This is a genomic window from Sphaerochaeta sp. (assembly GCF_050178175.1).
Lineage (GTDB): Bacteria > Spirochaetota > Spirochaetia > Sphaerochaetales > Sphaerochaetaceae > Sphaerochaeta.
Map to the genome: position 1 here is coordinate 1 of NZ_JBFXGH010000012.1, position 26,495 is coordinate 26,495.

Consider the following 26,495-nt stretch of genomic DNA (forward strand, 5'->3'; position numbering starts at 1 on the left):
TATTAATTGCTATTTGTAAACTGCTATACCCTGATATAATATTTACAATCTTTTCCTTCATTATTAATTTCAAAAATCTACATCCAATCAAAATATAAATGAACCGAATTAATGATATTTTGATATGTCTGTGAGGTTCAAGTAATCTTTATTATTGGGTTCGGACAAAAAATTGGACTTTTCCATGACTTCAAACCGAGGCTCCTTCGGTATTCAAGAGCCATCACTACTTTGTTTTACATGTTCTTTTTCTTCAAATGTATCCATACTTACTCTCTAATGATTGCTTATTGTTGTTATTTATCGTCACTAGTACAGATTATTACTATTAATACTACATGTCAAATTCAATATTTTTCTCACTAGACAATCACTATGACTCATTAGCAGTATCACATGCTGTATGTGTCATATACTGTCACACTGGAAGAAAATTTTTTATTTTTTTAGTCAAGAATCCCTTTATCATACTAATAGCTTGACCCTCCCCCCATCCTAAGGCAAGCTCAACCCATGGACAGAAATGTATTTGGTTTAGGCACAAACCAGCTTCAGGCTATTGATGATTTTCTGCGATCAACAAATTTCGGTAGTGACCATACACAACGGGTTGCTGACCTCTCTGCCTCTATCTTGAACAGGGATACCAGCAATACAGCTACCATCCTAAACAATGTACTCCAGAGTTTTGGCACACTCTATCCTCTTGCACTCATCCTTGAGGTGGAGGATGTAGTCAAATCGGTGTATGCCAATGCTGGAATAGACGACGCTGTCAGGGATGCAACCTTGAGCGATGTACGCCTCTGGGTGGACCAATACGCATCCCAACATAATGGAGCAATTGGATTTGACCGAGTATACTGGATTAGCAGACATCTCTGTGCAAATATCCTCCGTCTCGGCCGGTTGCAGTTTGAGCCCAAGGCATTTGGCTATCCCTATCAGATCTTCAGAGACTCAAAAGATGATACGCTGATTATCGTTGCTGGCGGAGAACTCTCCTGTGATAGGGATGGGTATCTTACAGATGATCAGAATGCAGCGTTTTATACCTCATTCCAGGATGAAACCAGTCAGGTATCCGGTCACTTGGTTAATACCACACGAGGCACGATTGATAGACAAACTACGCAGTTACCTTTACAAAGGTTTGGTCTCGTAGCAGATACAGAGACATTAGTACTACATCTACACATACCAACCGGCAGTCCACTCACCCCGTCAGCAGTTGACGAATCACTAGCAATGGCAAAGATATATTTCCCGTCAATTTCCTTTGTTGTTTGTTCCTCTTGGCTTTTGGACCCTGCCTTGGATTTAGTAACCAGCCAAGAGAGCAACACCAGGGAGTTCATGCATCGATTCAGAAAGTTCCCGGTAGAACATAATGTTCCTCAGATCTATGAGCGAGTCTTCGGTTTTGGACTTGGTAAAGCTGAGGTGCTTGCATACAACGCAACCTCAAGTTTACAGAGGCGGGTCCAACAAGCACTTATCAATGGTACAAAATTTCATACTACTGGCGGGTATTTAACAAATCTCTCTAGACAATCGTTTTCAAATAAGAACACACCCTCTCAATCTCTACAGCCTCTTCCCTGATACAGGAAGACTCAAGGACCTTATAAGAGTCTATGCCTGCAGATGCCATTTTTCTCTTTGCACCCTTCAGGTTTCCCACAGTCACTCTTCGCATGATCCCTGGTAATTCCAAGTCTGTACCCTCACAGCAAGTTGGATGCTCGCAATAGAGACAACGTCCGGTAGCAAGCCGGATCTCATGAAGCTGTGGACTGTCTTCTGCAAAAAGCAGATCCCTCGTAAAGGGAGGGTATATTTTACCAGCTTGCAACAATGTTTGGGCTGCGCTATAACAGAGCATATGCAGACACTACCCCTTCATATGATTGATTCTCACTTCCATTTATTGTCCATTGAGCGAAAAGGCATCGATGTTGATTCCCTTCTCAACACTATGCAGGAACACTGCATGGAAGGCATCGACATTGGACTCGAAGCTGATGACCTGACTGCGCGAGCGAAGCGCTTCGCCGAATATCCCTTTGTGCATCTCAGTGGGGGTATCGGGCCATGGGGCGTAAAAGAAGGGGAACCATCTGTGGAGATCCAGCTGGAAACACTGCAGAAACAGCTCGAGGAAAACAATGCAGTGGCCATTGGTGAAATTGGATTGGATAATCATTGGGACTATGGAACCAAAACTGAACAGGAAGGGCTGCTCCTCTCACAAATTGAAATAGCAGAACAGAGAAATCTCCCACTCATCTTTCACAACCGTGAAGCTGACGAGCAGTTCATCACACTGCTGAGAAGTCGTGGCTTCTCCAGACAGGGAGTCTTTCACTGTTTCCAAGGGAGCGAAGAGCTTGCAAAACTCGCCATCCATAAAGGATTCTTTCTCTCCTTTGCAGGACCTTTAACCTACAAGGCAAACAGGACAATGCAGGAACTCTTTATCCAGATGCCCCCAGAACGTATCCTCCTGGAGACTGACAGCCCTTATCTCAGCCCGAATCCCATGAGAGGAAGAGTGAATACCCCCTTGAATATGGAGCATATCTACCGATTCGCGGCTGAATTGCGGGGTATTGAGCTGGCTGACCTGATTCAGCAAGTAAAAACCAACTTCCATTCCTTCCTCAGCGCTTGATCATCCTCCACTTGAGTATGTAGATCTCATCCTTTTCTGCAAACAATGCCTTTACCCCGGCTACAAGATCTGGTACCAGCACCCCACTTTGCTGCTCTGGAGGGATCATGGACAGATACTCTGCAGGGACCACCCATTGCATGGAAGCATCCTGCAGCAAGGGTATTGCCCAAGAGCCGAGGGATGGGGCAACCACTGTCATCACCTTGCGGTCCTGCAGTGTGCGAGCCATACGGTCAGCAAATTGACTGTCAATTTCATCGTTCCCTTTGATGAACACTAAATCACTGGGGAAATATTGAGAAAAGCGTCCTACATCTTCATCCCCTACCAATGCAGTGAGCAGGCCAGGGTATTTCAAATCGCCGAGCATGGTCTCATCATCAATAAGCCAAAATCGTTGAAAAACACCAGCCTGGTCGGTGCTTCTGCCTTGACCTACCAGATATGGAGGAACATCAGTGTTTTTCAGTTTCGAACTCACCAAAGGGGAAGCAATGACAAACCGGCTCCTCTCATCTACTGCATCCAACAACTGCCCAGGTTCCGTTGTAAGAGAAACTTCTTCAACATTGAGGATATATCCTGATTGTAAAAGAGAAAAGAAGAGCTTGGGTCTCTGCACTGCAAGCACGGTCTTACTGTAGGGAACATCCACAAGAAAGGTTACCCGGGGCAAGAAAATAGAGAACACCAAGATTGTTGCAATGAGCAACAATGCAAGTGACAAGGGCAACACCATCCTTCTATTCATGCCCGAAACTGTACCAATCGTGTTGCCTGCAGTCAAGAAACAAATGGATACTGGTTGACCACTTTCACCATATTGGCTACATTTGTAATGAAAAGAACCTACCATCATACAAGGAGTAACCTATGACATCCTATAAAGAACTTGGTCTGGTGAATACCAAAGACATGTTCGCAAAGGCTATCAAGGGTGGGTATGCAATTCCTGCCTACAATTTCAACAACATGGAACAACTTCAAGCAATTATTCAGGCTTGTGTTGAGACCAAGTCCCCAGTAATCCTTCAGGTTTCCAAAGGCGCTCGAGACTATGCCAATATCAATCTGCTGAGAAACATGGCCCGCGGTGCTGGTGAATATGCCAAGGAACTCGGCTGTGAGATCCCCATTGTCCTTCACCTTGACCACGGCGACAGCTTTGAAACCTGCAAGGAATGTATCGACAATGGTTTCTCCTCTGTCATGATTGATGGTTCCCACCTCCCCTATGAAGAGAACATTGCAATCACCAAGAAAGTGGTAGAGTATGCACACGAGCGTGACGTAACGGTTGAAGGTGAACTTGGAGTGCTCGCCGGCATCGAAGATGATGTCGTTGCTGAGGTAAGCCACTACACCAAGCCCGAAGAAGTTGTGGACTTTGTCAACCGCACCGGTTGTGACTCCCTTGCCATCTCCATCGGAACAAGCCATGGCGCAAACAAGTTTGAGCCCAGCCAGTGTACCCGCAACGAGGAAGGAGTGCTTATTCCACCTCCGCTTCGCTTCGACATCCTCGAAGAAATTGAGAAACAGCTCCCAGGCTTCCCCATTGTACTCCATGGTTCTTCCTCTGTTCCCATGCAGTATGTAAACATGATTCTGCAATACGGTGGAAAGCTCAAGGACAGCGTCGGCATTCCTGAGGAACAGCTTCGCAAGGCAGCAAAGAGTGCTGTATGCAAGATTAACATCGACAGTGATGGAAGACTTGCAATGACCGCTGTCATTCGCAAGACCTTGGCAGAGAAACCCGAAGAGTTCGATCCTCGCAAATATCTCGGGCCTGCTCGCGATGAGCTGAAGAAGATGTACATGCACAAGAACATCAACGTCCTTGGTTCTGCCAATCACGCGTAAGTTTCTATCGCTCTTCAAAGGCCACTGGAACCCCTGGTGGCCTTTTTCGCATATTGCCTAGGGGGATACTTTGACACGCTTCCTAGGCATGTGTTATATTGTTTTGCGTCGGCCCTTTAGGCTGACTTACCTTCAACGATATGGTTTTCACCGAAAACAAAGGAGCTCGATTGGCTACAAAGGATTTGAGGATCAACAAACAGATCCGTGCACGAGAAGTATTCGTCATTGATGCAGATGGCAATCAAAAAGGTATCATGAGCGTCTATGACGCTGTCGCATTTGCAGAGGAACAGGGATTGGACTTGGTAGAGGTTTCTCCAAATGCAAGACCACCGGTTTGCAAGATTCTTGATTATGGCAAGTATCGCTATGAGCAAGAAAAGCGCATGAGAGAAGCCAAAAAGAACCAGAACATCATCAAGATGAAGGAGATCCGGATGCAGCCCAAGATCGAAAAACACGATCTTGAGACCAAATCAAAGTTCATCGGTGACTTCCTCGACGAAGGGAACAAGGTCAAGGTAAGCATACGCTTCCGTGGTCGTGAACTTGCCCATACTGAATTGGGTAAGGTTGTCCTGGACAAGATACTTGCCCAGCTCACCGAGAATGGTGTAGGGTACAACCTTGACCGAGGAGCGATGATGGAAGGAAGGATGATGAGTATGATTGTCAGTCCCTCCAAGAGTGCTTCTGGATCGGGCAAGAAAAAGATTTAGTAACAGTATCCCGCATGGGATGGTGAATATGCAGCTCCAAGGGGTTCTTGTTCCTTGCGAGCGCAAGAATGGAAGGTGCAATACAATGCCCAAGATGAAAACAAGAAAATCCGCTGCAAAGCGGTACCGTGTGACTGGAACTGGAAAGGTCCGCTTTAAAAAGCAGGGTCTTCGCCATATCCTCACCAAGAAGAGCAGCAAGCGCAAGGCCAACCTGCGTGCAACTGGAATCCTCGCAGACATGGAAGCAAAACGAGCTAAATCGATGCTTCCCTACGCGTAAGGAGGGTGGGATATGCCTAGAGCAGTAGACGGAACGAAACACAAAGACAGAAGAAAAAAGATTCTTGAGCTGGCCAAAGGTTATTATGGTCGCAGAAGCACAAACAACCGTGTTGCAAAAGACGCAGTTGCAAAGGCTGGGCAGTATGCCTATCGCGGTCGTAAAGAGCGAAAGCGGGATTTCCGCAAGCTCTGGATTGCAAGAATCAACGCAGCTGTGCATGCTGAGGGTCTCAACTACTCCCAGTTCATGCATGGCATGAAACTTGCCAACATCGAGATCAACAGAAAGGCCCTTTCCAATATGGCTATTGAAGACAAGGCCGCATTCTCTGCTCTCGTTGCACAGGTCAAGGTTGCCTTGGAGAACTAGCTCCTGGCAAATCGTCCAAATGTTGTAAGGAGGAACCATGTCAGTTGTCGATTCGGTAAAAATGCTTGAACTGCGAACCAAGAAGGCTGCAGGCCTGATTGCAATGCTCCGCAAGGAGAAGGAAGAGTTGCAGGAAAAGTTTGATTTGGTACATGCACACAATGCTGAGCTTGAAGAGTACGTTGAGAGTTTCCAGACGAGCAACAAACTTATTGAAGATAGTATTGCAAACGCCATGGACAATCTGTCCGCCATCGAAGGACTGGATGACGTTCCCCTCCTAGATGATGCTCAGATTGAGTTGGAAGCTGCAGATGGATTTACCAGTGGTGATGCCCTCATTGATGAGGAAGTCGATCTGGATGCCCTGCTTGAGGACAGTCCCTCTTTCTGATCCTTGTCCAAGTGTTTGGACACTGTCGTGAACGGGGCCTACGGGTCCCGTTTTATTATCTATGCCCCCTTTTACAAAGTGGGTTCTTATTGTACGATGTAGGTGTAGCAGACACCTGCTCTGATATTTGACAAGTTATTTTCCTGCGGTGTACGCTTGGAGGCATAGTCTCTTGGCTCAACATACACAAACGGGATGCGGCATAGCTGATTTGCATTGATCCAACTTCCTTGGGAGTTTAACGGAACAGAATTCTCAGCCAAACTGGTTTCCCACTTGAACCATAGGTTCAAGAGCAATCTCCGGGTACGGCACCGCAGGTTTTCACTTGCATACAGGAATAAATAATCCATGCCAGAACAACAAGATCCTTTGAAGCATTGCATCTTCATCTCCATTCCCTCCTCAATGGAACGAGACATTGGTGATTTTCACGTCGATAGTTCCATCAAGATTCCGGTCCAACTTCCCGACGGGAAGACCAAGATAGATGCAACGACCGATATTTCCATTGAACTGATTGTAGCAGGAATGTTGAAAATCATCGCTTTCAACTGGGAGCATGAGCACGCTTCATATTACCGCGATTTTATACTTGCAGTTCAACCAGATGCTCCTGTGGAGCTTACCTTGGCTGCAATAGCCCAAGAAAAGAAAGGCAACTACACATTTGCTGAAGAACTCTTCCTCTCGGTGATTCGACTCGCACCACAAAGTACTTCGTTCATCAACTTGGCCACTCTCTACAGCAGGATGGCTGTCCAGGATAGTGAGAAAGGCGAAGCCTATGATTTCTATCAACAGAAAATGATCAACATCCTGCATGAAGGACTGGAAATAGTAGGAGAAGATGCCTCACTCTATTGCGAAATAGGATTCTTCCACCTTTACCAAGGGAATGTAGAACTCGCTGGGGAATACCTTGAACAATATCTTGGGCTTGCTGAAGAAGGCGACAAAAAAAAGCATGTCATGAACATCATGAAAGACATCAAGACCAAGCTCAATAATGATGCAAACCTCATGCAGGCCTATGATGCAATCCAGATGAATGACGAAGAGAAAGCACTGGAACTTTTGGCATCCTATATCCAGGACAACCCAAAGGTCTGGAATGCATGGTTTCTCAAGGGCTGGGCACTCAGACGCCTCTCGCGCTTCCAGGAAGCTGAAGAAGCCTTGGTACAAGCCCTTGCTTGGACAAAAGGAAGCAGTGACATCTATAATGAACTTGCACTCTGCAGCATTGAAACGGGGAAAGCTGAACTTGCCAAGACCTACCTCAATACAGCAGTAGACCTCGATGATGAGAACATAACACTGATAAGCAACCTCGCCTACTTACACCTGAAAGATGGTGAACTTGATGAGGCACGGAAGTTTCTCGAGATGGCTCGCGGCATCGACCCGAAAGATCCCGTGATCATACAGCTGATGAAGGACTACCAGGACCAGAGTGGAGAGATCCTCTCCTCCCCCGTCATTGAAGAACTTGTCAGCGCAGAAGAAGTCATCACACAGAGCAAGGAAGAACACCCCTTCTCCATGCAAGGGAAGGAAAAGACCGATGACATCGAGGCCGCTTTTTCCCTGGAAGGTGAGGAGCGATGACCGTCACCACCCACAGTGAAGAGGAGACAAGGAACCTTGGCAAAAGCATAGCAAAGCAATGCAAGCCAGGCACAGTTATCTCCTTACGCGGTAGTCTCGGATCGGGGAAAACCGTATTTGCCAAGGGTCTTGCCGAAGGATTGGGAATTGGGGAATCCATTGTCAGTCCAACCTTCACACTCATACAGGAGTATGAAGGATCACTTCCTCTCTACCATATGGATCTCTACCGAATCGAAGGCATTGAAGAGTTTGAGATGATCGGGGGGGAGGAGTTGTTGTATGGAAAGGGCGTAACCCTCATCGAGTGGAGTGAAAAGATTGAGGAGTTGCTTCCCGATTCAACAATTTTTGTGCATATTGGAATTATGCCTAACCAAGAAAGAATCATCACCCTTGAAGGGGCCCAGCTATGAATGTCCTTGCATGTGACACTGCAACAGCAGTTATGCACCTTGCACTTGTCCGATTTGAAGAAGACAAGCCGGTTTTCTATGAAACCAGTGCAACCACATTGGGAAACAAACATTCTGAGTTGCTGATTCCCCGGATTCTTGAGCTCTGTGGTCGATGCAACATCGATCTGAAAGACATAGACTTGCTGGTATGTACCAGCGGACCCGGTTCTTTCACTGGGCTCAGAATTGCCATGAGCACCCTCAAAGGAATCTCTCTTGCGACAGGCAAACCCTTGGTGTCCATTCCAACCCTGGATGTCTACCAAGGGTGCGTCAACATGTACCCGGGAGCAGTACTTGCAACCATCGATGCGAAAAAACAACGCTTCTATGCAGCGCTATTTGTGGATGGACAACGCAAAAGTGAAGATCTTGATCTCACTGCCCTGCAGATTGAGCAATTGATCTCAGGATACCCTTCCGTCCTCCTTACGGGTGCCGATGCATCTCTCCTTGCCCATAAACTCAGCGGCCCCTTACAAGAGAAAGTGCACGTCGATACCCATGCTGGTGCAAATGTGGCTCTTGTACTCGCAGAGATGGGAAGGAAGCAGTATATGGAGAGAGGCAGTGATGACGTGGGGAAAGGTCCTTCCTATGTACGTAAAAGTGACGCTGAAATTGCATTACAAAAGATAATCCACTCTTTGGAGGTTTTACATGATTGAACAAGATGTACTGATCATTGGATCAGGGGTTGCTGGAATGTCCGCAGCCCAATACGCAGCACGTGCTGGTCGCTCTGTTACCCTGTTGGAGTCTATTGCTCCAGGCGGACAGACCATGTACATCGATATGATTGAGAACTACCCCGGTTTTGATCAGCCGATCAGCGGCTATGAAATTGGTATGAAGTTCCATGCCCAGGCAGAGGCTTTTGGTGCAAACCTTGTCTATGCCACGGCCTCCTCACTCAAGAAAGAGGGAGAGATATTCACTGTACAGACAGTTGACGGAGAAACCTATAAGGCGAAAGCCGTTATCTTCGCCACTGGAGCAAAACATCGCCACCTGGGCGTTGAAGGTGAAGAAAAGTACAATGGCAAGGGTGTCTCCTATTGTGGTACCTGTGATGGACCGTTCTTCAGGGGAAAACGAATCTTGGTCGTAGGTGGCGGCGATACCGCGCTTACTGATGCCATCTATCTTTCCAAGCTCAGCGATCACATCACCCTGATCCACCGCAAGGACCGTTTCAGGGCACAAGACCACCTTGTAGAGCAAATTGAACGCAACAAGCATGTTGAAATCATCATGCAGCACACCGTTGAGCGCATCAACGGAGATGGAGAAAAAGTCACCTCTGTCCTGCTCAATGACCTGGCAAATGACAAGCAGTATGAACGTGAATTTGATGCTGTTTTCATTTTTGTCGGAATGATCCCCCAGACTGAACTCCTTGACAAGAGTGTGCTTGATGAGAGCGGTTATATCCCCACCAACGAGCGGATGGAGACATCCATCCCTGGACTGTATGCGGCAGGAGATGTGAGGGACACCGTTTTCAGGCAGTTGGTAACTGCAGCCAGCGATGGAGCCATTGCAGCCCACTGTGCAAGTGAGTATATCGACGAATTGGAGGGAAATGCATATCGATAGGATGCATTTCCTAACTTATATATCACACAAATCTCCTTGACGATGACATCGCCTTAGTGTTCTAATTGAGGCATGAATATTTGCATGGTATCGAGTGAATCTGTCCCCTTCGCAAAATCGGGGGGGCTTGCAGACGTAGTTGGGGCACTATCGGAAGCCCTCGCCATGATTGGTGAAGAGGTCCGAGTAGTGCTTCCTCTTTATGGGAGTGTCGATAGAACATCCTTCACCGATTTGCCGTTTCAAGGAGAGATCACTCTCCTGGGGAGTACGGAAAAAGTAACTTTCTGTGAGACTCGTCAGGGTAAAGTGACATATTATTTCGTACAACACCCTTTCTACACGGGCAGGAAGGGGATTTACGGAGATACCTCTTTTACCCCGTATCATGACAACCTGAAGCGTTTCACACTGTTGAACAAGGCTGCCTTGGCTCTGTGCAAGCTCCTCGACTGGAAAGTCGATATCATGCATTGTCATGATTGGACATGTGGATTCATTCCCTATCTCCTTTCTTTGCGTGAGGATACGTTCTTCCAGAAAACCAAGAGCGTAATAACAATCCACAATCTGGCCTATCAGGGTGAATTTTCCCGCTTGGAGTTGCTCAGTACAGACATCTTGCCTGACAAAAGGATGTTCAGTGGAAAGACTCCGACCAAGCGTACCAATATGTTGAAAACCGGTTTGGAATTTGCCGATCGTATCACTACAGTCAGCCCAACCTATGCGAAGGAAATCCAGAGCAAAGAGTATGGTTGCTCTTTGGATGGACTGCTCACTGAACGTTCAGCTGACCTGGACGGTATCATCAATGGTATCGATCTGGATGAGTGGAATCCTGAGACAGACCCTTTCATAGAACATCATTTCTCTGCACATTCCCAGCAAGGAAAGCAGGCCATCAAAGCAGAACTGCAAGAGGAGTTCAAGCTTCCGAAGGACCCCTCCTTACCACTCTTTGCCATGATCAGTCGACTTGCCGAACAAAAGGGATTTGTTGAATTGCTTGATGGATCCCCCTGCGCCCTTGAGCAGATGATGCAAATGCACACCCTGCAAATGATCATTATCGGTACCGGCGACTCTGCGATGGAGATCAAGCTCCGGGAACTTGGGGAACGATATGAAAATCTCTCAGTGAATATCCTCTTCAGTAACAAAGCAGCACACCGTCTCGAGGCAGGAGCTGACTTCTTCCTGATGCCCAGCCGATATGAACCATGCGGGCTCAACCAACTCTACAGCCTACGCTATGGTACCTTGCCGGTTGCGCGAAAGACAGGGGGTCTTGCCGACAGTATCATCGACCTGGACGAGAATCCAAAGAAAGGAACCGGCATTCTCTTTGAGAGTATGAGCGCTCGTGGTATACTTGAGGCAGTAGAAAGGGCAATACATTGGTGGGAGAAGGGTCCTAAAGCGCTTCAGACCATTCGAAAACGATGTATGCTTTGGGACAGTTCATGGGAACGGTCGGCCAAGGCATATCAAACAGTATACAGATCCAGCTTAAGGGGGGAATGACATGCGAACCAGAGAAAAAACGATTGCAATTGTACTTGGCGGGGGAAAAGGTACCAGGCTGTACCCTCTTACCATGGATCGTGCAAAACCTGCAGTTCCCTTCGCTGGAAAGTACCGATTGGTGGATATTCCAATCTCAAACTGTATCAATAGTGAAATCAGGCAGATTTACATCCTCACCCAGTTCAACTCTGCCTCCCTTCACAACCATATCTCCAACACCTATATTTTCGACACCTTCTCCAACGGGTTTGTCGAGATTCTTGCTGCAGAGCAGACTAATCAAACTGATACCTGGTACCAAGGTACTGCTGATGCTGTCCGAAAGAACATGAGACACTTCCACGACCAGAATGCCGATTACTACATCATTCTCAGTGGAGACCAGCTCTATCGAATGGATCTGGGACGTATGCTCGACAGGCATATCAAGAGTGGTGCAGAACTGACCATTGCATCAAAGCCAATCAGCAGGGAGCAGGCAACAGGGTTGGGTATCATCGGCTGTGACAAGGATGGAATGATTACCGATTTCTATGAGAAACCAGCCATTGACCTGGATATCAGTGAATACAAGGTTGATGATGATTTCATGTTTTCTTCCTTGGGAGTACATGCAGGTCCGAGCAATGAGTATCTTGCAAGCATGGGAATTTACATTTTCAACGCACAAACGATGGAAGAGGTTCTGAACAACGACAAGACGGATTTCGGGAAAGAGATCATTCCCGATGTCATCAAGCAACGAAAGGTTGCCACCTACCTCTTTGATGGGTTCTGGGAGGATATCGGGACGATCAAGGCCTTCTACGAGACCAATCTCGACCTGGCCTCTATCAACCCACAGTTCAACTTCTATGATGAAAGGATGCCGATATACACCCACCGAAGGCACTTGCCTGCAACGAAAGTGAATTTTTGCAATATCTCGAACTCACTTACCAGTGAAGGATCCATCATAACCAACGCTTACATTGTGAATTCAATAATTGGTGTTCGTACCATTATCGAATCCGGAGCCTCCCTCGATGGTGTCTACTGCATGGGTGCTTCATTCTATGAGACACAGGAACAGAAGGCCGAGAATGCGAAGAAAGGCATTCCCAACATAGGTATCGGCAGGGGAACCATTATCCGAAAGGCAATCATCGACCAGAATGCCCGTATCGGTGATGGATGCCGTATAGGAATTGATGACATCCCTCGCCAAGAAGGCGATTTTGCAATGTATTCCATTCATGATGGTATCATCATCATCAACAAGAATGCAATCATCAAAAATGGGACGGTAATGTAATATCAATCAGGTATTTCTACACAGCGGAAGAGATTAATCTTCCGCTGTTTCTTTGTTTGTATGCTTTTCATAATCCGCTATACAGGCTATAATTATAGAAAGGAGTAGCACATGCTGAAGAATGCAATTACACAAGAGATTGTCAATGGCCAGACAATGCTCGGTATTGAACTTGGTTCCACAAGAATCAAGGCAGTTCTGATCAACTCGGAAACCCAGCCCATAGCCCAAGGGGGACATGACTGGGAAAACACCTTACTCAATGGGATCTGGACATATAGCCTTGAGGATGTATGGAAAGGTATTTCAACCTGCTTTGCCAATCTGCAAAAGGAGGTTCAGAGCAACTATGGTGTACCACTGAAAAAACTAAAATCGATGGGTGTCAGTGCAATGATGCATGGCTATCTTGCCTTTGATGAAAAGGGACAGCTCCTTGTTCCCTTCAGAACCTGGAGAAATACGATTACCGCCAAGGCAGCAGAAGAATTGAGTGACCTCTTTGATTATCCTGTCCCAGAGCGGTGGTCCATCAGCCACCTCTACCACGCAATTCTCAGTGGGGAAGACCATGTGGGAGATATATCATTCCTCACTACCCTTGCCGGATATGTGCACTGGCAACTTACCGGAGAGAAAGTGCTGGGTATCGGTGATGCTTCAGGCATGTTCCCGATTGATACCGCTAGCGGGCAGTATGACACACAGATGCTTGACCGATTTGCAGACAAGATCCACGATCGGAAATACCCTTGGGACCTAATCTCCATACTACCTTCCATTCTACCGGCAGGTGAGCAGGCAGGCGTATTGAGCAAGCAAGGGGCGGCCTTGATCGATCCAAGCGGTATGCTTGAAGCAGGTATCCCTCTCTGTCCTCCCGAGGGAGATGCAGGAACCGGGATGGTTGCAACCAATTCTGTGGCAAAGCGAACAGGTAATGTGTCCGCTGGTACTTCCGTATTTGCCATGATTGTCCTTGAAAAACCGCTTTCCAAGAGCTACAACAAGTTCATTGACCTGGTCACCACCCCTGATGGGTCACTGGTAGCAATGAGCCATGGCAACAACTGCACCGGCGAGTATGATGCCTGGATGCGATTGTTCAATGAGGTGGTTGAAACCCTTGGCTTCTCAGTTCCCAAGGGGGAGTTCTATGACAAGCTCCTCTTCAAGGCACTGGAAGGTGACAAGGATTGTGGTGGGCTCCTGCCGTACAATTACATAAGCGGAGAAACCATGACTGATATCAATGAAGGTCGACCTCTCTTTGTCAGGGAGACCAAGAACTCCTTCACCCTTGCAAATTTCATGCGTTCCCAACTCTTTACGGCTCTTGGGGTACTAAGAATCGGCATGGATATCCTCTTTGAAGAGGAACACGTGGCAATCGATGCCATCAACGGACATGGTGGATTCTTCAAGACTGCCGAGGTCGGACAGAAGGTGATGGCAAGTGCCCTGCATACTCCTATCTCTGTGCTGAAGACAGCAGGAGAAGGTGGGGCTTGGGGCATTGCACTGCTTGCTGCCTATATGGCCCAGAAGAAGGATGAGACACTCTCTGAATATCTCAATACAAAAGTTTTTGCTTCCGCTGAGGTAACGACCATAGAACCGACTGAAGAGGATATCGCTGGCTTCAATACATTCCTTACACGATACAAACAGGGCCTTCCTGTTGAGAAAGCCGCAGTGGCTCATCTCAAATAACTGAGAACACGAATGCAGTAAAGAGGTCGATTCCTTTCGGAGTCGACCTCTTCTTATTGCTTGCTACCCATTTCTATTACTTGAGCTTCCATGCGAGATCAGAGAGGAACAGTTGCTGCTTCATGGAAGCGACGGTCACATCCTTATGGATATGTACAAACTCAATACCCATGATCTCGCACCAATCTTCAAGCATCTCTGCAGTGGCATCATAACTCAGCACTGCATGGTGGGCACCGCCGGCAAGCATCCAAAGATGTGCTGCCTGGTATAGATCGGGTTCGGGTTTCCACATGACCCTGGCAACTGGAAGGTTCGGCATTTTGTAGATTGGCTTCACCACCTCGATCTCGTTCACTATCAGTCGCAGGCGTCCCCCCATGTCAATCAGGGAAGCAAGGATTGCTCTCCCTGGATGGCCTTCAAAAACAAGACGGGCTGGGGGTTCCTTCCCCCCGATACCCAGTTCATGGACCTCAATCCGTGCTCTCTCCTTGGTGATGGTAGGACAGATTTCGAGCATATGTGCCCCAAGGGAGAGTTCATTGCCTTTCTCCATATGGTAGGTATTGTCCTCCATGAAGGTAGTGCCACCTTCCATCCCTTCGGTCATTCTCTTTACCAAGCTGGTCATTGCAGAAACTTTCCAGTCCCCCTCACCACCGTAGCCGTACCCTTCTGCCATCAGATCCTGACTTGCAAGACCAGGTAACTGGCGCATTGCCTGCAGGTCCTCGAACGTATTCGAGAAAGCGGAGATTCCTTCCCGCTCGAAGAAATGCCGCATGGCAATCTCTTCACGGGCCTGGTAGCGAACAGTTTCCATATCCTTGGTGGCAAACTCATACTTCTCTCGATATGCATCGATCTGGGCTTCCACCTCGGCATCAGTGACCGCTTCGATCTCCTTGATCAAATCACCTACACCCCAGGTATTCACCTGCCAGCCAAGCTGCATTTGCACCCCGACCTTGTCACCTTCAGTGACTGCTACATTCCTCATATTGTCACCGAATCGCATAACCTTCAGCTTCCTGCTCTCTATTGCACCAATTGCTGAACGCATCCAGGAACCAAGCTTTATCTGGACTTCATCATCTTCCCAGAACCCAGTGATGATCTTTCGACCCATACGCATCCTGGCAGCAATGAATCCATGTTCACGGTCCCCATGGGCAGACTGATTCAGATTCATGAAATCCATATCAATTTCCGTGTCGGGTATCATGCGATTGAACTGGGTATGGAGATGGCAATATGGCTTCTGCAACAGGGAAAAACCATTGATCCACATCTTTGATGGGGAAAAGGTGTGCATCCAGGTGATGATTCCTGCACAGGTATCATCATAATTAGCGTCCTTGATGCATTGCTCAATTTCTTCAGGAGTCTTGAGTGTCGCTTTATACACAACCTTGCAAGGCAACTTCCCAGAGGCATTCAATCCCGCCACCATCTGCTGTGCATGACTTGCTACTTCATTGAGTGTCTCTGGTCCATAGAGGAACTGTGATCCTACCAGAAACCAGAACTCATACATACCAATTGATTTTCTTTGCATGGTTGCCCCCTTAATCTCATTGCATAAGAACGATATAAACAATGCGTTAACGTAAACGCATATATAATTTCATTGTTATCTCTGAAAGCAATTCTGTCAAGTAACAATCAGAAAAACCTGTAATATCGCTGAATGAATGGAAATATGTCGGACCGTTTCTATCCACCTACAAAATGATATGCTATACTGAATCTGCGTTATCGTTAACCAATTACATTCTGACAAACATATTGATGAGCAGGGGATTTATGACTATATCTGAGATTGCCAAACTAGCGAACGTATCAATAGGGACTGTCGACAGGGTACTCCATAAACGCGGAAGGGTTGCTCCCAAGACTGTCGAGAAAGTGATGAGCATCATTGATGAGCATGGATACCAACCAAACACCTATGCAAGGAACCTCAAGCTGAGCAAGCAATTTACCATCGGGGTGCTGCTTCCTCTTCTCCACAGTGAATACGGCTATTGGAACCTGATGTACGAAGGCATCCTCAAAGCGGCAAAGGAACTTTCCCCTCTTGCTGTAACGATTGATATGCTTGAGTTTGACAGGACAAAAGAAGGATCCCTGCTGGCTCAGGGCAGGCGAATCATGGAAAAGCCAATTGATGCACTCCTACTCGCCCCTGTCGTCCCTGCAGAGGCAGAAGCCTTGCTTGCCGACTACCCAACCCTCGATTACGCCTTCATTGACAGCCCACTACCTAATTCAGCACCAGTGTGCAGTGTTATCCAGAATCCTTACCAAGGCGGATACGTTGCCGGCAGGATGATGCATCTACTCCAGCCGAATGGAGGCACACTGCTTGCAATACAGACCCATCGTGCTGCATATAACTCGGCTGAACGTGTCCGAGGCTTTCTCAGCTACTTTGCAGATAAACCCGGCTATACAACTTTTGATATGGAAATTCATTTTGGAGGAGAGGATCCACTAGGAGAACTTGACACGTTTTACAGAAACCACCCTGACATGAGTGGTATTTTTGTTGTCAATGATGCAATTCACCGAGTAGCGGAACTCGTGGTACAGCTTGGCAGGAAAAGTCAGACCATCATGGTCGGATACGATGCTATTGCACAAAACTGCAAGGCCATGAACAACAAACATGTCGATTGCTTGCTCTCCCAGCGCCCGGAGTACCAGGGGTATACGGCCATCTACCAGCTGTATCGAAAGGGACTCCTGAACCAGCTTCCCGAAACCACCATATGTGTCCCGATTGATATCATTCTCCCAGAGAATGTGATGACGGAACAGGAAATCAGTTTTAAGCCGTAAGCCTTTCTCATCTGCTTGATTGTAATGGTACAGGCGCTTTGCAGCACAATGCTCTTCCACATGGAGGACAAGCTCTGATCACCCTACCAACATGACCAGGAATCTCCTGGATGGAATTTCCTGACAGTCATTACTTTACAGCCAACCTATGTTTCTTCGCTTTTCTTCTCTTCCCGTTTGGTTATCTCTTCTTCCAACACCTTGATCTGCTTCTCCAACTTCTCTTTTGTTGTCTTGGCAGCCCCTTCGAGTTTCTTGGTTGCTTTTTCCAGCTGTTGCTTCAAATCTTCTATGGATTGTGCCTCATCTGCCTTATCGAAGGCTACCTTCTCAGCAGCAATCGTCTCTTTAGCCGGTTTCTCCTTCTTGGCTGAACCCTTTGGGAGATACAAACTGTCCTTACCCAATTCTCTTCTATCATTCAGTACAGGAGAGGCGATCTCTATCCCTCTCTCACAGAAAACATCCAGCACCGTCTTATGAAGCTCACTAAGCTTGCTCAGCCTCTCCCCTGACTCTTTAAGAAGTCCGTACAAACGATAGGATATTGCATGGTCAAGGAAGGATTCAATGAAAACAAACCCATCAGTAAGCCCACATTTCTTCGATGCTTCCAACAGGGCTTCCTCCACCTCTACCCTACTTACTGTATACCCGATGGAAACAGCAAGGTTGATGAAGGTACCATCCCTTCTTGTTACATGAACAGATTGTTGGACCAGATAAAGATTGGGAAGACTCACTACATCGCGGTTGATCAATTGGATTTCAGTATGGAAAATCGCCAAGTCGGTAACGCGACCCACCAATGTCCCAACTTCAATGAAATCACCACCGCGGAACTCACCCGTAACACGGAGCATAAGCCCGGCCATCGCATTGCTTACCAGGGTTGTCGAGGAGAGCGCTATGATTGCACTGAGCAATATACCCAGGACACTGAGTATCTGGTTCTTCACCTCATTGTGAATGGGAAGAAAGGCGATAGACATGAAAAGCCCGACAAGAACAATCAAAAATACCAGAAACTGGCGTTGGTATGGCCAACGTTTTGAACTTTCCACGGTCTTCCTGAATAAGAAATGAATAACAACGACCAAGACAATAGTACTGAGTACTGCAATTATCGTACTGGTATATGAACCGAAAATGTCCATGGGATCCTCCTCAGGCTCAACCCTGACCATGCTCACTGGAAAGCAATGTCTTTACAATCTCCTGGTCACTTGGCGCAAAATCGTACGATGGCAAATCATGCAAGGCAACCCAGCGAAACTCACTATGAACCAATAGATCAAGATGGCTTATGGGGGGAGCAGAAACCAAGTAAGCCTTCAGATGATACAGGGTATCCTTGTTGATGAAATCATGTGCATGAACAAGAGGACCTACAGAGACTGACAGACCAAGTTCCTCCTGGAATTCTCTTATAAGCGTCTCCTCTTCGGTTTCCGTATAGCGGTTCTTTCCACCAGGAAACTCCCAAAGCCCCCCGATAGACCCTTTCTCTTCTCTTTTTGCAACAAGATACTTCCCATCTTGTACCAAGATTCCCGCTGTTGTCACTCGCTCCTGCATAAAAATCCTCCTACAGTAAAACCAACTGAGGTACAAAAAAATGGACTATGGCTACCGCAACAGTCAAGAATCCTACATTTCGCTTATTCTGTTCCATATAGCGCCCCGTTGCATCCAACACCGAGTCTTCATCATTACGATCGCCATCTTCCGAACCCCTTATAGACCTGAATACATAGTAGAGCATGAGGGAGAAGATATTGAGCATGGGAACAAAATCCCCCAGAAACACCGGGCCTGGATCCATGGGGAAGAACCCAAGACCGAGCGTGATCACCATTCCCAGGATAATGAGCAATCTTCTCAGTCCCCTCTTGGTTCTGAACGCATAGCGCATTGACAACAACAACGCAAAGGAGAGCCCATAGCTGTCGGCAAGCAAGAGCCCTGCCCCAAACAACAGATAGGCTATGGCCAGTACATAGAACTGCATCACCGTTCAGCCTCCTGGGTAGCCCTTCCTATGAAGGCGATGAGTGTTTCACTGTCATAATATCCATATTGAGCTGCTGCAAGGCTTCCTGCTCGCTGATGAATCAAGGTACCTTCAAGCGCTACCTGAGGACAATCAAGAAGTTTTGGGAGCAAAGCAACAAGAATACCTGCAAGGACATCCCCACTTCCAGCCACTCCCAACGATGGGTTGTTCCCCTCCACTATCACGGTCTGCTTCCCGGGAGAAACCACATATACCAACTGACTTTTCACCACAAGCGTTGCATCTAGGTGATTGGCAGTACGCTCCAGGATATGGAAGAATGAAGAGGGAGTATCATCCTTGGCCACATCGTGTGCATCCTCAGGGAAAAGTGCCCTCACAAGCGTCCTGAGCTCCCCTAGATGTGGGGTAAGTATCATGGGGCCATGGGAAGGCCGCTTTCCCTGCTTGAGAATAGACGCATAGGCCCTGATCCCGTCAGCATCAAGAACCATGGGCAATCCTGAGGCAAGAAGGGTCTCCAGCAGGGCTTCCCTTCCCCCTCCCCACCCTGGTCCGGCGAGGATTGCATCGTATTTCTCCAGGTTCTGTGCTTCATACACCTGGACCATGACTGAAGCTGATTCAGAAACAGCCACAGGGTACACTTCCTTGTCACAAAACAAGGTTACCAATCCTGCCCTTGAGGAAAAAGCGGAACGGGCCGAAAGACGAGCAGCACCAGTGTACTGTTTACTACCTCCAAAAATCGCTATATTGCCTCTTGTGGACTTATACTCATTCAGGGCAAGTGATGGCAGCGTTGCACTCACGCGCTCACACAGCAGTGCAGTCACTTTACACTGATCAAGGAGAAATGGAGGAAAGGAAGGATTCACCAAGATGATACGCCCACAGGAAGCCCGATTTGCTGGGTGGTACATTGCCACCTTCTCCAAGCCCATCGTTACGGTCATGTCTGCATGTATATGGACAGAGGAGACAGGAACACCATCCCCTACTGCACTGGGAATATCGATGGCCAAGCGTTTTGCAGAACTCTCATTCGCTTGTGAAACCAGGACCTGCAGGGATTCCTTCAAAGGTCCTTCCAGGCCTGTACCCACCAAGCCATCCACAATCCAGGAAGCATTTTCAAATAATGCATGCCGATCAGAATCATTTGCGGCATCCCAGTCAAACTGGGGGATCATATAGGCTTCTGCGATACTACGCTGCACCTCACAAGATGGTGAGATATGTGCCCCGGTATAAACCAACAGCATGTTATGAAATCCATCATTGTAGGCATAGCGTGCAACCACCAAGGCATCACCACCATTATTGCCTCCGCCACAGAGAAAAACCAGACGGTCAGTTGCCTCAAGCTGTGATTTCCACTTCTGGTAAATCTGCAACCCTGCACTCTCCATCAAACAGAGAGCGGGTATTTTTGCCTGGCTTTGAGCCTTTGCATCAATGTCAGCAACTTCACTGGAGGGAACAAGTCTTTTCATGATTCTCACTGTACATGAGCGGACGACAGCGGTCAACAGAACGTATATTGACACTTTTATCTCATCCCGGTAGGCTAGAGGTGTCCTGGGGTGGCCTCGTGGCCTGAGATTACACCCGTTAACCTGATCTGGATCATACCAGCGGAGGGAGACAGTCATATCTTACAAAATCAATCCCCATGGCAAACTAAATTATATGGAGGTGCTTATGAAAAAGCATCAGTTCGTCTGTGTATTGGTTGCCATCCTTTCACTTTTCACCCCGATTGCTGCACAAGGAGTGCAGGAACAGCAGGAGCTCGTGGTCTACGCCTATGACTCCTTCAGCGGAGACTGGGGTCCCGGCCCTGTCTTGGTTGAGATGTTCGAGGAAGAGACCGGCATCAAGGTCAACTTGGTAAGCTCAGGTGATGGCATGGAGATGATGAACAAACTCATCTCAGAGGCTAATAACCCATGGGCAGATGTCGTGGTGGGGATCAGTAACGATATGGCCTCAAAGATCTATGAGGCAGGTTTGTTGGAACCGTACAAAAGCAAGGTACTGGCTGACATTCCTGAATTCTTGCATTTCGATCCCACCTATCAGTTGATCCCATTCGACTACGGGAACTTTGCATTTGTAGTGGATACGGAGGCCATGGACAGTGATATGATCCCAACATCTCTTGCCAGTCTGACTGATCCAATCTACAAGGACAAAGTGATCCTGATCGATCCCAGGACCAGTTCCGTCGGCCTTGGCTTGCTGCTATGGACTATCGAGGTTTTCGGGGAAGAGGGATACCTCAGCTGGTGGGAAACCATGAAGGACCAAGCACTTACCATCACCGATGGATGGTCCAGCGCATATGGTCTGTTCACTGAGGGGGAAGCTCCCTTGGTTCTCAGTTATACCACCAGTCCTGTGTATCATGTCACCTACGAGGATACCACCCGCTACCAGGTAGCACTCTTCGAGGAAGGGCATAGTACAACCATTGAAGGAGTTGGCCTGCTCTCTTCCAGCAAGAAAAAGGATGAGGCGAAGCAGTTCATCGACTTTATCTTGACCAAGGGACAATTGACCATTGCCATGGCAAATTCAATGTACCCAGTCAACAGCAAGACGGAACTCCCTGATGCCTTCGATTATGCACCCAAACCGGAAAAGAACCTCTCCATGGATAGCAAGACTCTTGCAAAAAACCTGGATAGGTGGCTTACTGAATGGACACAGGTAATGAGTAAATGAGAGAGAATAACAGCATTCAGTACAGACGATTCTATCGTACTATGCCCATTCCTTCGATGGTTGTCTTGCTGATGCTGTTTTTTGTTCCTCTGTTCTTCACGCTCTCCTCGGCATTCATTACTGAGGAGGGCTTCTCATTCTCCCGACTTGTCAGTGTTTTCAGCGACCCGTATACACAAAAAATCATGGGATTCACCCTGTTGCAGGCAACACTTTCCACCCTTGCCTCGCTTGCAGTCGCCCTACCTGGTGCGTACCTGATTGCTACATACTCCTTCAAAGGCAAGCGTATGATTCTGGCCTTGAGTGCAATACCCTTTGTTATCCCCTCCATTCTGGTTGTGCTTGGGTTCGTTATCTTTTTCGGTAATAATGGGTTTCTCAATCGTGCACTGATGAGCCTATTCCAGCTTGAGGAACCACCACTGAAAATTCTCTACTCATTCCCTGCAATCATCCTCGCACATACCTTCTATAACTTCCCCATCATCATGAGCCTCGTATCCTCCTATTGGGAGCATATGGATGAAAATTGCGAGGCAGCAAGCTGGACCTTGGGAGCAAACAAGGTACGCACCTTCTTCTCCATCACGCTACCCAGGCTCATTCCTGCAATTGTCTCCTCCGCCAGTTTGGTTTTCTTGTTCTGCTTCAACAGCTTTGCCATTATCCTGGTGCTTGGGGGAGGACCCCAGTTCACGACCATGGAAGTGGAAATCTACCGGCAAGCAAGGATGATGGGGAATCCTGCCGCTGCAAGTGCCCTCTCTTTGTTCTCCATACTCATAACCAGTCTCTTATTGCTCTGGTACAATGCCACCCAGAAGAAGTTGGCACAAAGTGAAACCTACCGCACTTCCCACCGAACACTGGAGAAAAAACCAGCAACTGTGGTGGGAAGAATACTCGCATTCTTGTACACCATCATCTCCTTCCTGTTTATTCTTGGTCCTGTCATATCGGTGGTGGTGCGTTCTTTCATGGCAGCACCCTCCCGTTCAGCCCAGGAAGTATTCAGCCTGAAGTGGTATCGTCAGTTGCTCAGCTTGGAAAACGCAACAGGCCATATGGGTTCTGCATTGGGGGCATTGACGAACAGCTTGCTTATCGCACTGGTGGTTGCTGCTACCACCGTCCCGCTTGCCCTTACCCTCTCAGTCGCCATCAGGAGAAAGAAACATACCTCTTCTTTCCTGGAGTTGGCGGGGATGCTCCCCATGACCGTCAGTTCCGTTATTATTGGGCTAGGATACTACTTGATCGCAAGCCGCCTTAGGGGAGGGCTTGCATTGAGCTACACCCTGGTTGTATTGGCCCACCTGGTCATTGCCATCCCATTTGTCCTGAGAACAATCCTTCCTGAGTACCGTAAGATTCCCCTGACCTACATGCACAGTTCATTAACCCTTGGTGCTGGCCCTCTGAGGACATTCCTGGCTATTGAACTCCCGCTACTGAAGGGGGCTATATTCACAGGGGCAATTTTTGCGTTTGCCCTCAGCATGGGTGAGTTCAATGCTACCCTGACATTGGCAAACAGTTCAATCATCACCCTGCCTGTGGTGATGTATCGACTGATCGGAAGTTACAATTTCCAAGGGGCTTGTGCACTGGGAACCATCTTGATTGCAGTCAGTGTACTGGTATTTATTGTAAGTGAATTTGCGAAAGGGGGTACATATGGCCGCTGAAGGTCTGAATTGTGCATTGAAGGCATCCTATAAGGATTTTTCTTTGAATGTGTCATTTTCTGTCCAGGCAGGAGAACTGGCATGTATCATAGGTCCTTCCGGGTGTGGAAAGAGCACATCCCTCCAATTGATCGCTGGATTACTTCCCCTGCACTCAGGTTCATTGCTGTTGAATGGAAAAGACCTATCCCAAACACCGGTCCACCAACGCCAGATCGCCATGGTATTCCAGGACTATGCCCTTTTCCCCCATATGAACGTTGAACAGAATATTGCTTATCCCTTGAAGTTACGTAAACTGCCAAAAGCAAAACGAAAGGAGCGTATCGGCCGACTACTCTCGTTGGTTGCCCTGGAAGGGTACCAGAAGAGGAGGAGCCAGGAGCTCAGTGGCGGAGAGCGGCAACGGGTTGCCTTGGCACGAGCGCTTGCATCACAGCCCCAATTGCTACTGCTGGATGAACCACTCTCTGCGCTCGATGCAAAGCTGCGTAAGCATCTCCGTGAAGAGATACGAAGGATTCATGATGAGACGGGAATCACCACCATCTATGTAACCCATGACCAGGAGGAGGCTCTCTCCATTGCTGACCGCATCATAGTGATGCATGAGGGGAAGGTGATGCAGGAAGGGCCAGGAGAGGCAATCTATTCCAATCCAGCCAATCTTTTTGTAGCAACCTTCATGGGAGAGGGGAATACCCTCCCCTACAATGTGATTCCCAAGACACTGGTCAAGATTGGTTCATCTGAACCATTTGTATTCAAACCCCAAGAAGGACAACACACTATTTTCTTCAGACCGGAGGCCGTTTTGGTCCAGGATGATGCAACACTTCCCCTGGCTGAATACCTTCCTCATCTCACATTCAGGAATGCAGAGCTGGTCAGCTGTGAATTCCAAGGAGACCACTACCGGCTTGCTTGCAGCTGGGAAGGACATACGATTATCGCTCATGCGTCTCGTCGCCCTATCGCTGACCATGTCACACTGGGAGTGAGAATCAAGGCCATAAGGGAGTATCTTGATGGTACACTGATGACAAAATCAAAACTTACCATGGCTGGGGAATAGTTATATCCTATGAATTCTGTATACTAAGAATATGAAAGGTAAACGGCTGTATCTGATCGTTCTTCTATTTCTTTTTGCAGCTTCCCTGCCTGCTGATAGCGGAAGACAGTATTATGCTGCCTCTTCCTCACTCTCCTACTATCTGGGAATTCCCCACTTCGAGGATGAGATACCTGCCCGGTCTTCATTGGCGTTTACCACAACTGTTGGCTTCCTTGGATACCAAGGAGACAACTGGGAGACAGTGCTTCAGGCACACATCTACTCTGTCTCGGACTCCCTCCCCTTTGGCAACTACCGTGCACGTGGTTTCAACTCACTGGGACTGAGTATTCTTGGAAGCTGGTCACTCAGTGATAAATTCTCGCTTTTCATCCAAGGCGGGAGTGAAGTTAACTTCTATAAGCAGATCGAAGAAGTCTTTGCTTCTTTCTCATTCAAATTTGGACCCCAATTTCTCATTGCAGAGGGAACAGACCACCAGATATTCCTTACAGCACCTCTTTCCGTGCATCTTCGAAAGGAGATTACGGCACTGCAAGCAGGAATTGGGGTGCGCTACCTGGTATTCCCTTTTAGTCGAGGTGATACATGAGACGAGGATTCCTTCTGCTATCCATCCTATTACTCCTCATGGCCTCCTGTGAGTTGTATTACGAGGAGCCCGTGCAGAGGGGAACCGTACGTATTGTCTCGATAGGAATAACCTATGAGAATGAACCAGAAGAAGTAGCAGATCCCGAGGATGAGAAGAAGGATAAGCTTGGTGACCTTCCAGGGACTGTCTATGATGCAAGGGAACTTTCAGACGCACTCAAGCAGCAAGCTATGAGAGCTGGCTGGGATAGTGAAGATATCAAGGTAACTCTGCTTCTTCAGGAAGGGGAAGATTACTCCGAGGTAACCGTCAATGACACAGGATATGCTTCAAGAGCAAACTTAAAAAGAACACTTGAAATAATTCAGGGAACTGCAACAGTAGATGATCTGACCATCATTACCTATAGCGGACACGGCATTGAGGAAACAGGGGAACTCCTGATGGCCCATACCCAGACCTCTGGAACAGTGGACATATCAGAAGATTCTCCTATTGTGGTAACCCCAGAGTGGTTACACGATCTTATCAGACCTATCGAAGGGAAGAAACTCCTCATCGTCGATAGCTGTTATAGCGGCGTCTTTGTCCCTGAGTCCTCCTCAAGCTTGAGTTGGTTGTATGATAAAGGCATCGATGATTGGTATGGCAAATACTTCTCTGATGAAGAATATGAGATACCTTCATGTATGGTTCTTACGGCCAGTGCTGATTCTGATTCGTATGAAATCAAATTCGATGATCATAATCATGGAGTGTTTACCTCAGCACTGCTTGCAGCACTGGGATGGAACCATACTACAGAAGAAATCGCAAACGGTGTTCCACCTGCAGCACAAAATGAGATGCTTACTATTGATTCAATCTATAAATACATCAAGAAAAACCAGACATACCCTGTACGCTGGTCGTTGTTTTCCATTGGAGAGAATGTGCAACACCCCATGGTAACCGGTGGGGCGATGGATATGCTACTTTTCCGCTACTGAAGCAAAGGAACAGGTCATTGAACTCTAGA

At 47.6% G+C, this 26,495-nt stretch carries 26 protein-coding genes and 1 riboswitch; of the genes, 20 read left to right on the forward strand and 6 right to left on the reverse strand.

What is annotated here, in order from left to right; translation table 11 throughout:
- The first annotated feature begins 513 nt into the window (after nt 1–513).
- On the forward strand, nt 514–1,605 hold the full coding sequence (locus AB7S66_RS02525) for an acyltransferase domain-containing protein (protein ID WP_428517800.1): 1,092 nt from the start codon (nt 514–516) through the stop codon (nt 1,603–1,605).
- A 280-nt stretch (nt 1,606–1,885) separates the two neighbouring features.
- Nucleotides 1,886–2,674 carry a TatD family hydrolase gene (locus AB7S66_RS02530; protein ID WP_428517801.1) on the forward strand — a complete coding sequence of 263 codons (789 nt, stop codon included), beginning with the start codon at nt 1,886–1,888 and terminating at the stop codon, nt 2,672–2,674.
- On the opposite strand, the gene AB7S66_RS02535 is transcribed toward AB7S66_RS02530, so the two are convergent.
- Nucleotides 2,664–3,428: a hypothetical protein gene (locus tag AB7S66_RS02535; RefSeq protein ID WP_428517802.1), complete on the reverse strand. Its 765-nt coding sequence runs from the start codon at nt 3,426–3,428 to the stop codon at nt 2,664–2,666. The genes AB7S66_RS02530 and AB7S66_RS02535 overlap by 11 nt on opposite strands.
- A gap of 122 nt (nt 3,429–3,550) precedes the next feature.
- Here AB7S66_RS02535 and AB7S66_RS02540 point away from each other — a divergent pair, with 122 nt between their 5' ends.
- From AB7S66_RS02540 to AB7S66_RS02595, 12 genes are all read left to right on the forward strand, one after another.
- A complete protein-coding gene (locus AB7S66_RS02540; protein WP_428517803.1) occupies nt 3,551–4,543 on the forward strand; it encodes a class II fructose-bisphosphate aldolase in 993 nt (330 codons plus the stop codon).
- A gap of 170 nt (nt 4,544–4,713) precedes the next feature.
- Nucleotides 4,714–5,265 carry a translation initiation factor IF-3 gene (gene infC / locus AB7S66_RS02545; RefSeq protein WP_428517804.1) on the forward strand — a complete coding sequence of 184 codons (552 nt, stop codon included), beginning with the start codon at nt 4,714–4,716 and terminating at the stop codon, nt 5,263–5,265.
- Nucleotides 5,266–5,350: 85 nt separating this feature from the next.
- Entirely contained in the window at nt 5,351–5,548 is a 198-nt protein-coding gene (rpmI, locus tag AB7S66_RS02550) for a 50S ribosomal protein L35 (RefSeq protein WP_428517805.1), read from the forward strand.
- A 12-nt stretch (nt 5,549–5,560) separates the two neighbouring features.
- Nucleotides 5,561–5,920 (forward strand): 50S ribosomal protein L20, encoded by a 360-nt coding sequence (gene rplT, locus AB7S66_RS02555; protein ID WP_117329800.1) that lies wholly within the window; start codon nt 5,561–5,563, stop codon nt 5,918–5,920.
- A gap of 37 nt (nt 5,921–5,957) precedes the next feature.
- A complete protein-coding gene (locus tag AB7S66_RS02560; RefSeq protein WP_428517806.1) occupies nt 5,958–6,314 on the forward strand; it encodes a hypothetical protein in 357 nt (118 codons plus the stop codon).
- A 351-nt stretch (nt 6,315–6,665) separates the two neighbouring features.
- Complete coding sequence (locus AB7S66_RS02565; protein ID WP_428517807.1) at nt 6,666–7,925, forward strand: tetratricopeptide repeat protein; 1,260 nt, start codon at nt 6,666–6,668, stop codon at nt 7,923–7,925.
- A complete protein-coding gene (tsaE, locus tag AB7S66_RS02570) occupies nt 7,922–8,341 on the forward strand; it encodes a tRNA (adenosine(37)-N6)-threonylcarbamoyltransferase complex ATPase subunit type 1 TsaE (RefSeq protein ID WP_428517808.1) in 420 nt (139 codons plus the stop codon). Before AB7S66_RS02565 ends, tsaE begins: the two co-directional genes overlap by 4 nt.
- Entirely contained in the window at nt 8,338–9,051 is a 714-nt protein-coding gene (gene tsaB / locus AB7S66_RS02575; RefSeq protein ID WP_428517809.1) for a tRNA (adenosine(37)-N6)-threonylcarbamoyltransferase complex dimerization subunit type 1 TsaB, read from the forward strand. Before tsaE ends, tsaB begins: the two co-directional genes overlap by 4 nt.
- Nucleotides 9,044–9,982, forward strand: coding sequence for a thioredoxin-disulfide reductase (gene trxB, locus AB7S66_RS02580; RefSeq protein ID WP_428517810.1), 939 nt, complete (start codon nt 9,044–9,046; stop codon nt 9,980–9,982). The genes tsaB and trxB overlap by 8 nt, the downstream gene beginning before the upstream one ends.
- A 72-nt stretch (nt 9,983–10,054) precedes the next feature.
- Complete coding sequence (locus AB7S66_RS02585; RefSeq protein WP_428517811.1) at nt 10,055–11,509, forward strand: glycogen synthase; 1,455 nt, start codon at nt 10,055–10,057, stop codon at nt 11,507–11,509.
- A gap of 1 nt (nt 11,510) precedes the next feature.
- On the forward strand, nt 11,511–12,806 hold the full coding sequence (locus AB7S66_RS02590) for a glucose-1-phosphate adenylyltransferase (protein WP_428517812.1): 1,296 nt from the start codon (nt 11,511–11,513) through the stop codon (nt 12,804–12,806).
- A 111-nt stretch (nt 12,807–12,917) separates the two neighbouring features.
- Complete coding sequence (locus AB7S66_RS02595) at nt 12,918–14,519, forward strand: xylulokinase (RefSeq protein ID WP_428517813.1); 1,602 nt, start codon at nt 12,918–12,920, stop codon at nt 14,517–14,519.
- A 76-nt stretch (nt 14,520–14,595) separates the two neighbouring features.
- Here the strand turns inward: AB7S66_RS02595 and araA are convergent, their stop codons facing one another.
- Nucleotides 14,596–16,080 (reverse strand): L-arabinose isomerase, encoded by a 1,485-nt coding sequence (araA, locus tag AB7S66_RS02600; protein ID WP_428517814.1) that lies wholly within the window; start codon nt 16,078–16,080, stop codon nt 14,596–14,598.
- Between the two features lie 248 nt (nt 16,081–16,328).
- Between araA and AB7S66_RS02605 the strand changes: the two genes are divergently transcribed.
- Nucleotides 16,329–17,366, forward strand: coding sequence for a LacI family DNA-binding transcriptional regulator (locus tag AB7S66_RS02605; protein WP_428517815.1), 1,038 nt, complete (start codon nt 16,329–16,331; stop codon nt 17,364–17,366).
- A gap of 146 nt (nt 17,367–17,512) precedes the next feature.
- Here the strand turns inward: AB7S66_RS02605 and AB7S66_RS02610 are convergent, their stop codons facing one another.
- Genes AB7S66_RS02610 through AB7S66_RS02625 form a run of 4 tightly spaced genes read right to left on the reverse strand, consistent with a single transcriptional unit; the run spans nt 17,513 to nt 20,879 of the window.
- Complete coding sequence (locus tag AB7S66_RS02610) at nt 17,513–18,523, reverse strand: mechanosensitive ion channel domain-containing protein (protein WP_428517816.1); 1,011 nt, start codon at nt 18,521–18,523, stop codon at nt 17,513–17,515.
- 16 nt (nt 18,524–18,539) lie between these two features.
- Complete coding sequence (locus AB7S66_RS02615) at nt 18,540–18,944, reverse strand: (deoxy)nucleoside triphosphate pyrophosphohydrolase (RefSeq protein WP_428517817.1); 405 nt, start codon at nt 18,942–18,944, stop codon at nt 18,540–18,542.
- A 10-nt stretch (nt 18,945–18,954) separates the two neighbouring features.
- Nucleotides 18,955–19,377 carry a hypothetical protein gene (locus AB7S66_RS02620; protein ID WP_428517818.1) on the reverse strand — a complete coding sequence of 141 codons (423 nt, stop codon included), beginning with the start codon at nt 19,375–19,377 and terminating at the stop codon, nt 18,955–18,957.
- Nucleotides 19,377–20,879, reverse strand: coding sequence for an NAD(P)H-hydrate dehydratase (locus tag AB7S66_RS02625; protein ID WP_428517819.1), 1,503 nt, complete (start codon nt 20,877–20,879; stop codon nt 19,377–19,379). The genes AB7S66_RS02620 and AB7S66_RS02625 overlap by 1 nt, the downstream gene beginning before the upstream one ends.
- 75 nt (nt 20,880–20,954) lie before the next feature.
- A riboswitch (TPP riboswitch) is annotated at nt 20,955–21,046 on the forward strand.
- A gap of 41 nt (nt 21,047–21,087) precedes the next feature.
- Here AB7S66_RS02625 and AB7S66_RS02630 point away from each other — a divergent pair.
- Genes AB7S66_RS02630 through AB7S66_RS02650 form a run of 5 tightly spaced genes read left to right on the forward strand, consistent with a single transcriptional unit; the run spans nt 21,088 to nt 26,466 of the window.
- A complete protein-coding gene (locus tag AB7S66_RS02630; protein ID WP_428517820.1) occupies nt 21,088–22,113 on the forward strand; it encodes a thiamine ABC transporter substrate-binding protein in 1,026 nt (341 codons plus the stop codon).
- Between the two features lie 41 nt (nt 22,114–22,154).
- Nucleotides 22,155–23,804 carry an ABC transporter permease gene (locus AB7S66_RS02635; RefSeq protein WP_428517821.1) on the forward strand — a complete coding sequence of 550 codons (1,650 nt, stop codon included), beginning with the start codon at nt 22,155–22,157 and terminating at the stop codon, nt 23,802–23,804.
- Nucleotides 23,794–24,879 carry an ABC transporter ATP-binding protein gene (locus tag AB7S66_RS02640; protein WP_428517822.1) on the forward strand — a complete coding sequence of 362 codons (1,086 nt, stop codon included), beginning with the start codon at nt 23,794–23,796 and terminating at the stop codon, nt 24,877–24,879. The genes AB7S66_RS02635 and AB7S66_RS02640 overlap by 11 nt, the downstream gene beginning before the upstream one ends.
- A 31-nt stretch (nt 24,880–24,910) precedes the next feature.
- The gene (locus AB7S66_RS02645) at nt 24,911–25,474 is read left to right on the forward strand and encodes a hypothetical protein (RefSeq protein WP_428517823.1); all 564 of its coding nucleotides are present in this window, start codon (nt 24,911–24,913) and stop codon (nt 25,472–25,474) included.
- Nucleotides 25,471–26,466 (forward strand): caspase family protein, encoded by a 996-nt coding sequence (locus AB7S66_RS02650; RefSeq protein WP_428517824.1) that lies wholly within the window; start codon nt 25,471–25,473, stop codon nt 26,464–26,466. Before AB7S66_RS02645 ends, AB7S66_RS02650 begins: the two co-directional genes overlap by 4 nt.
- Nucleotides 26,467–26,495 lie beyond the last annotated feature (29 nt).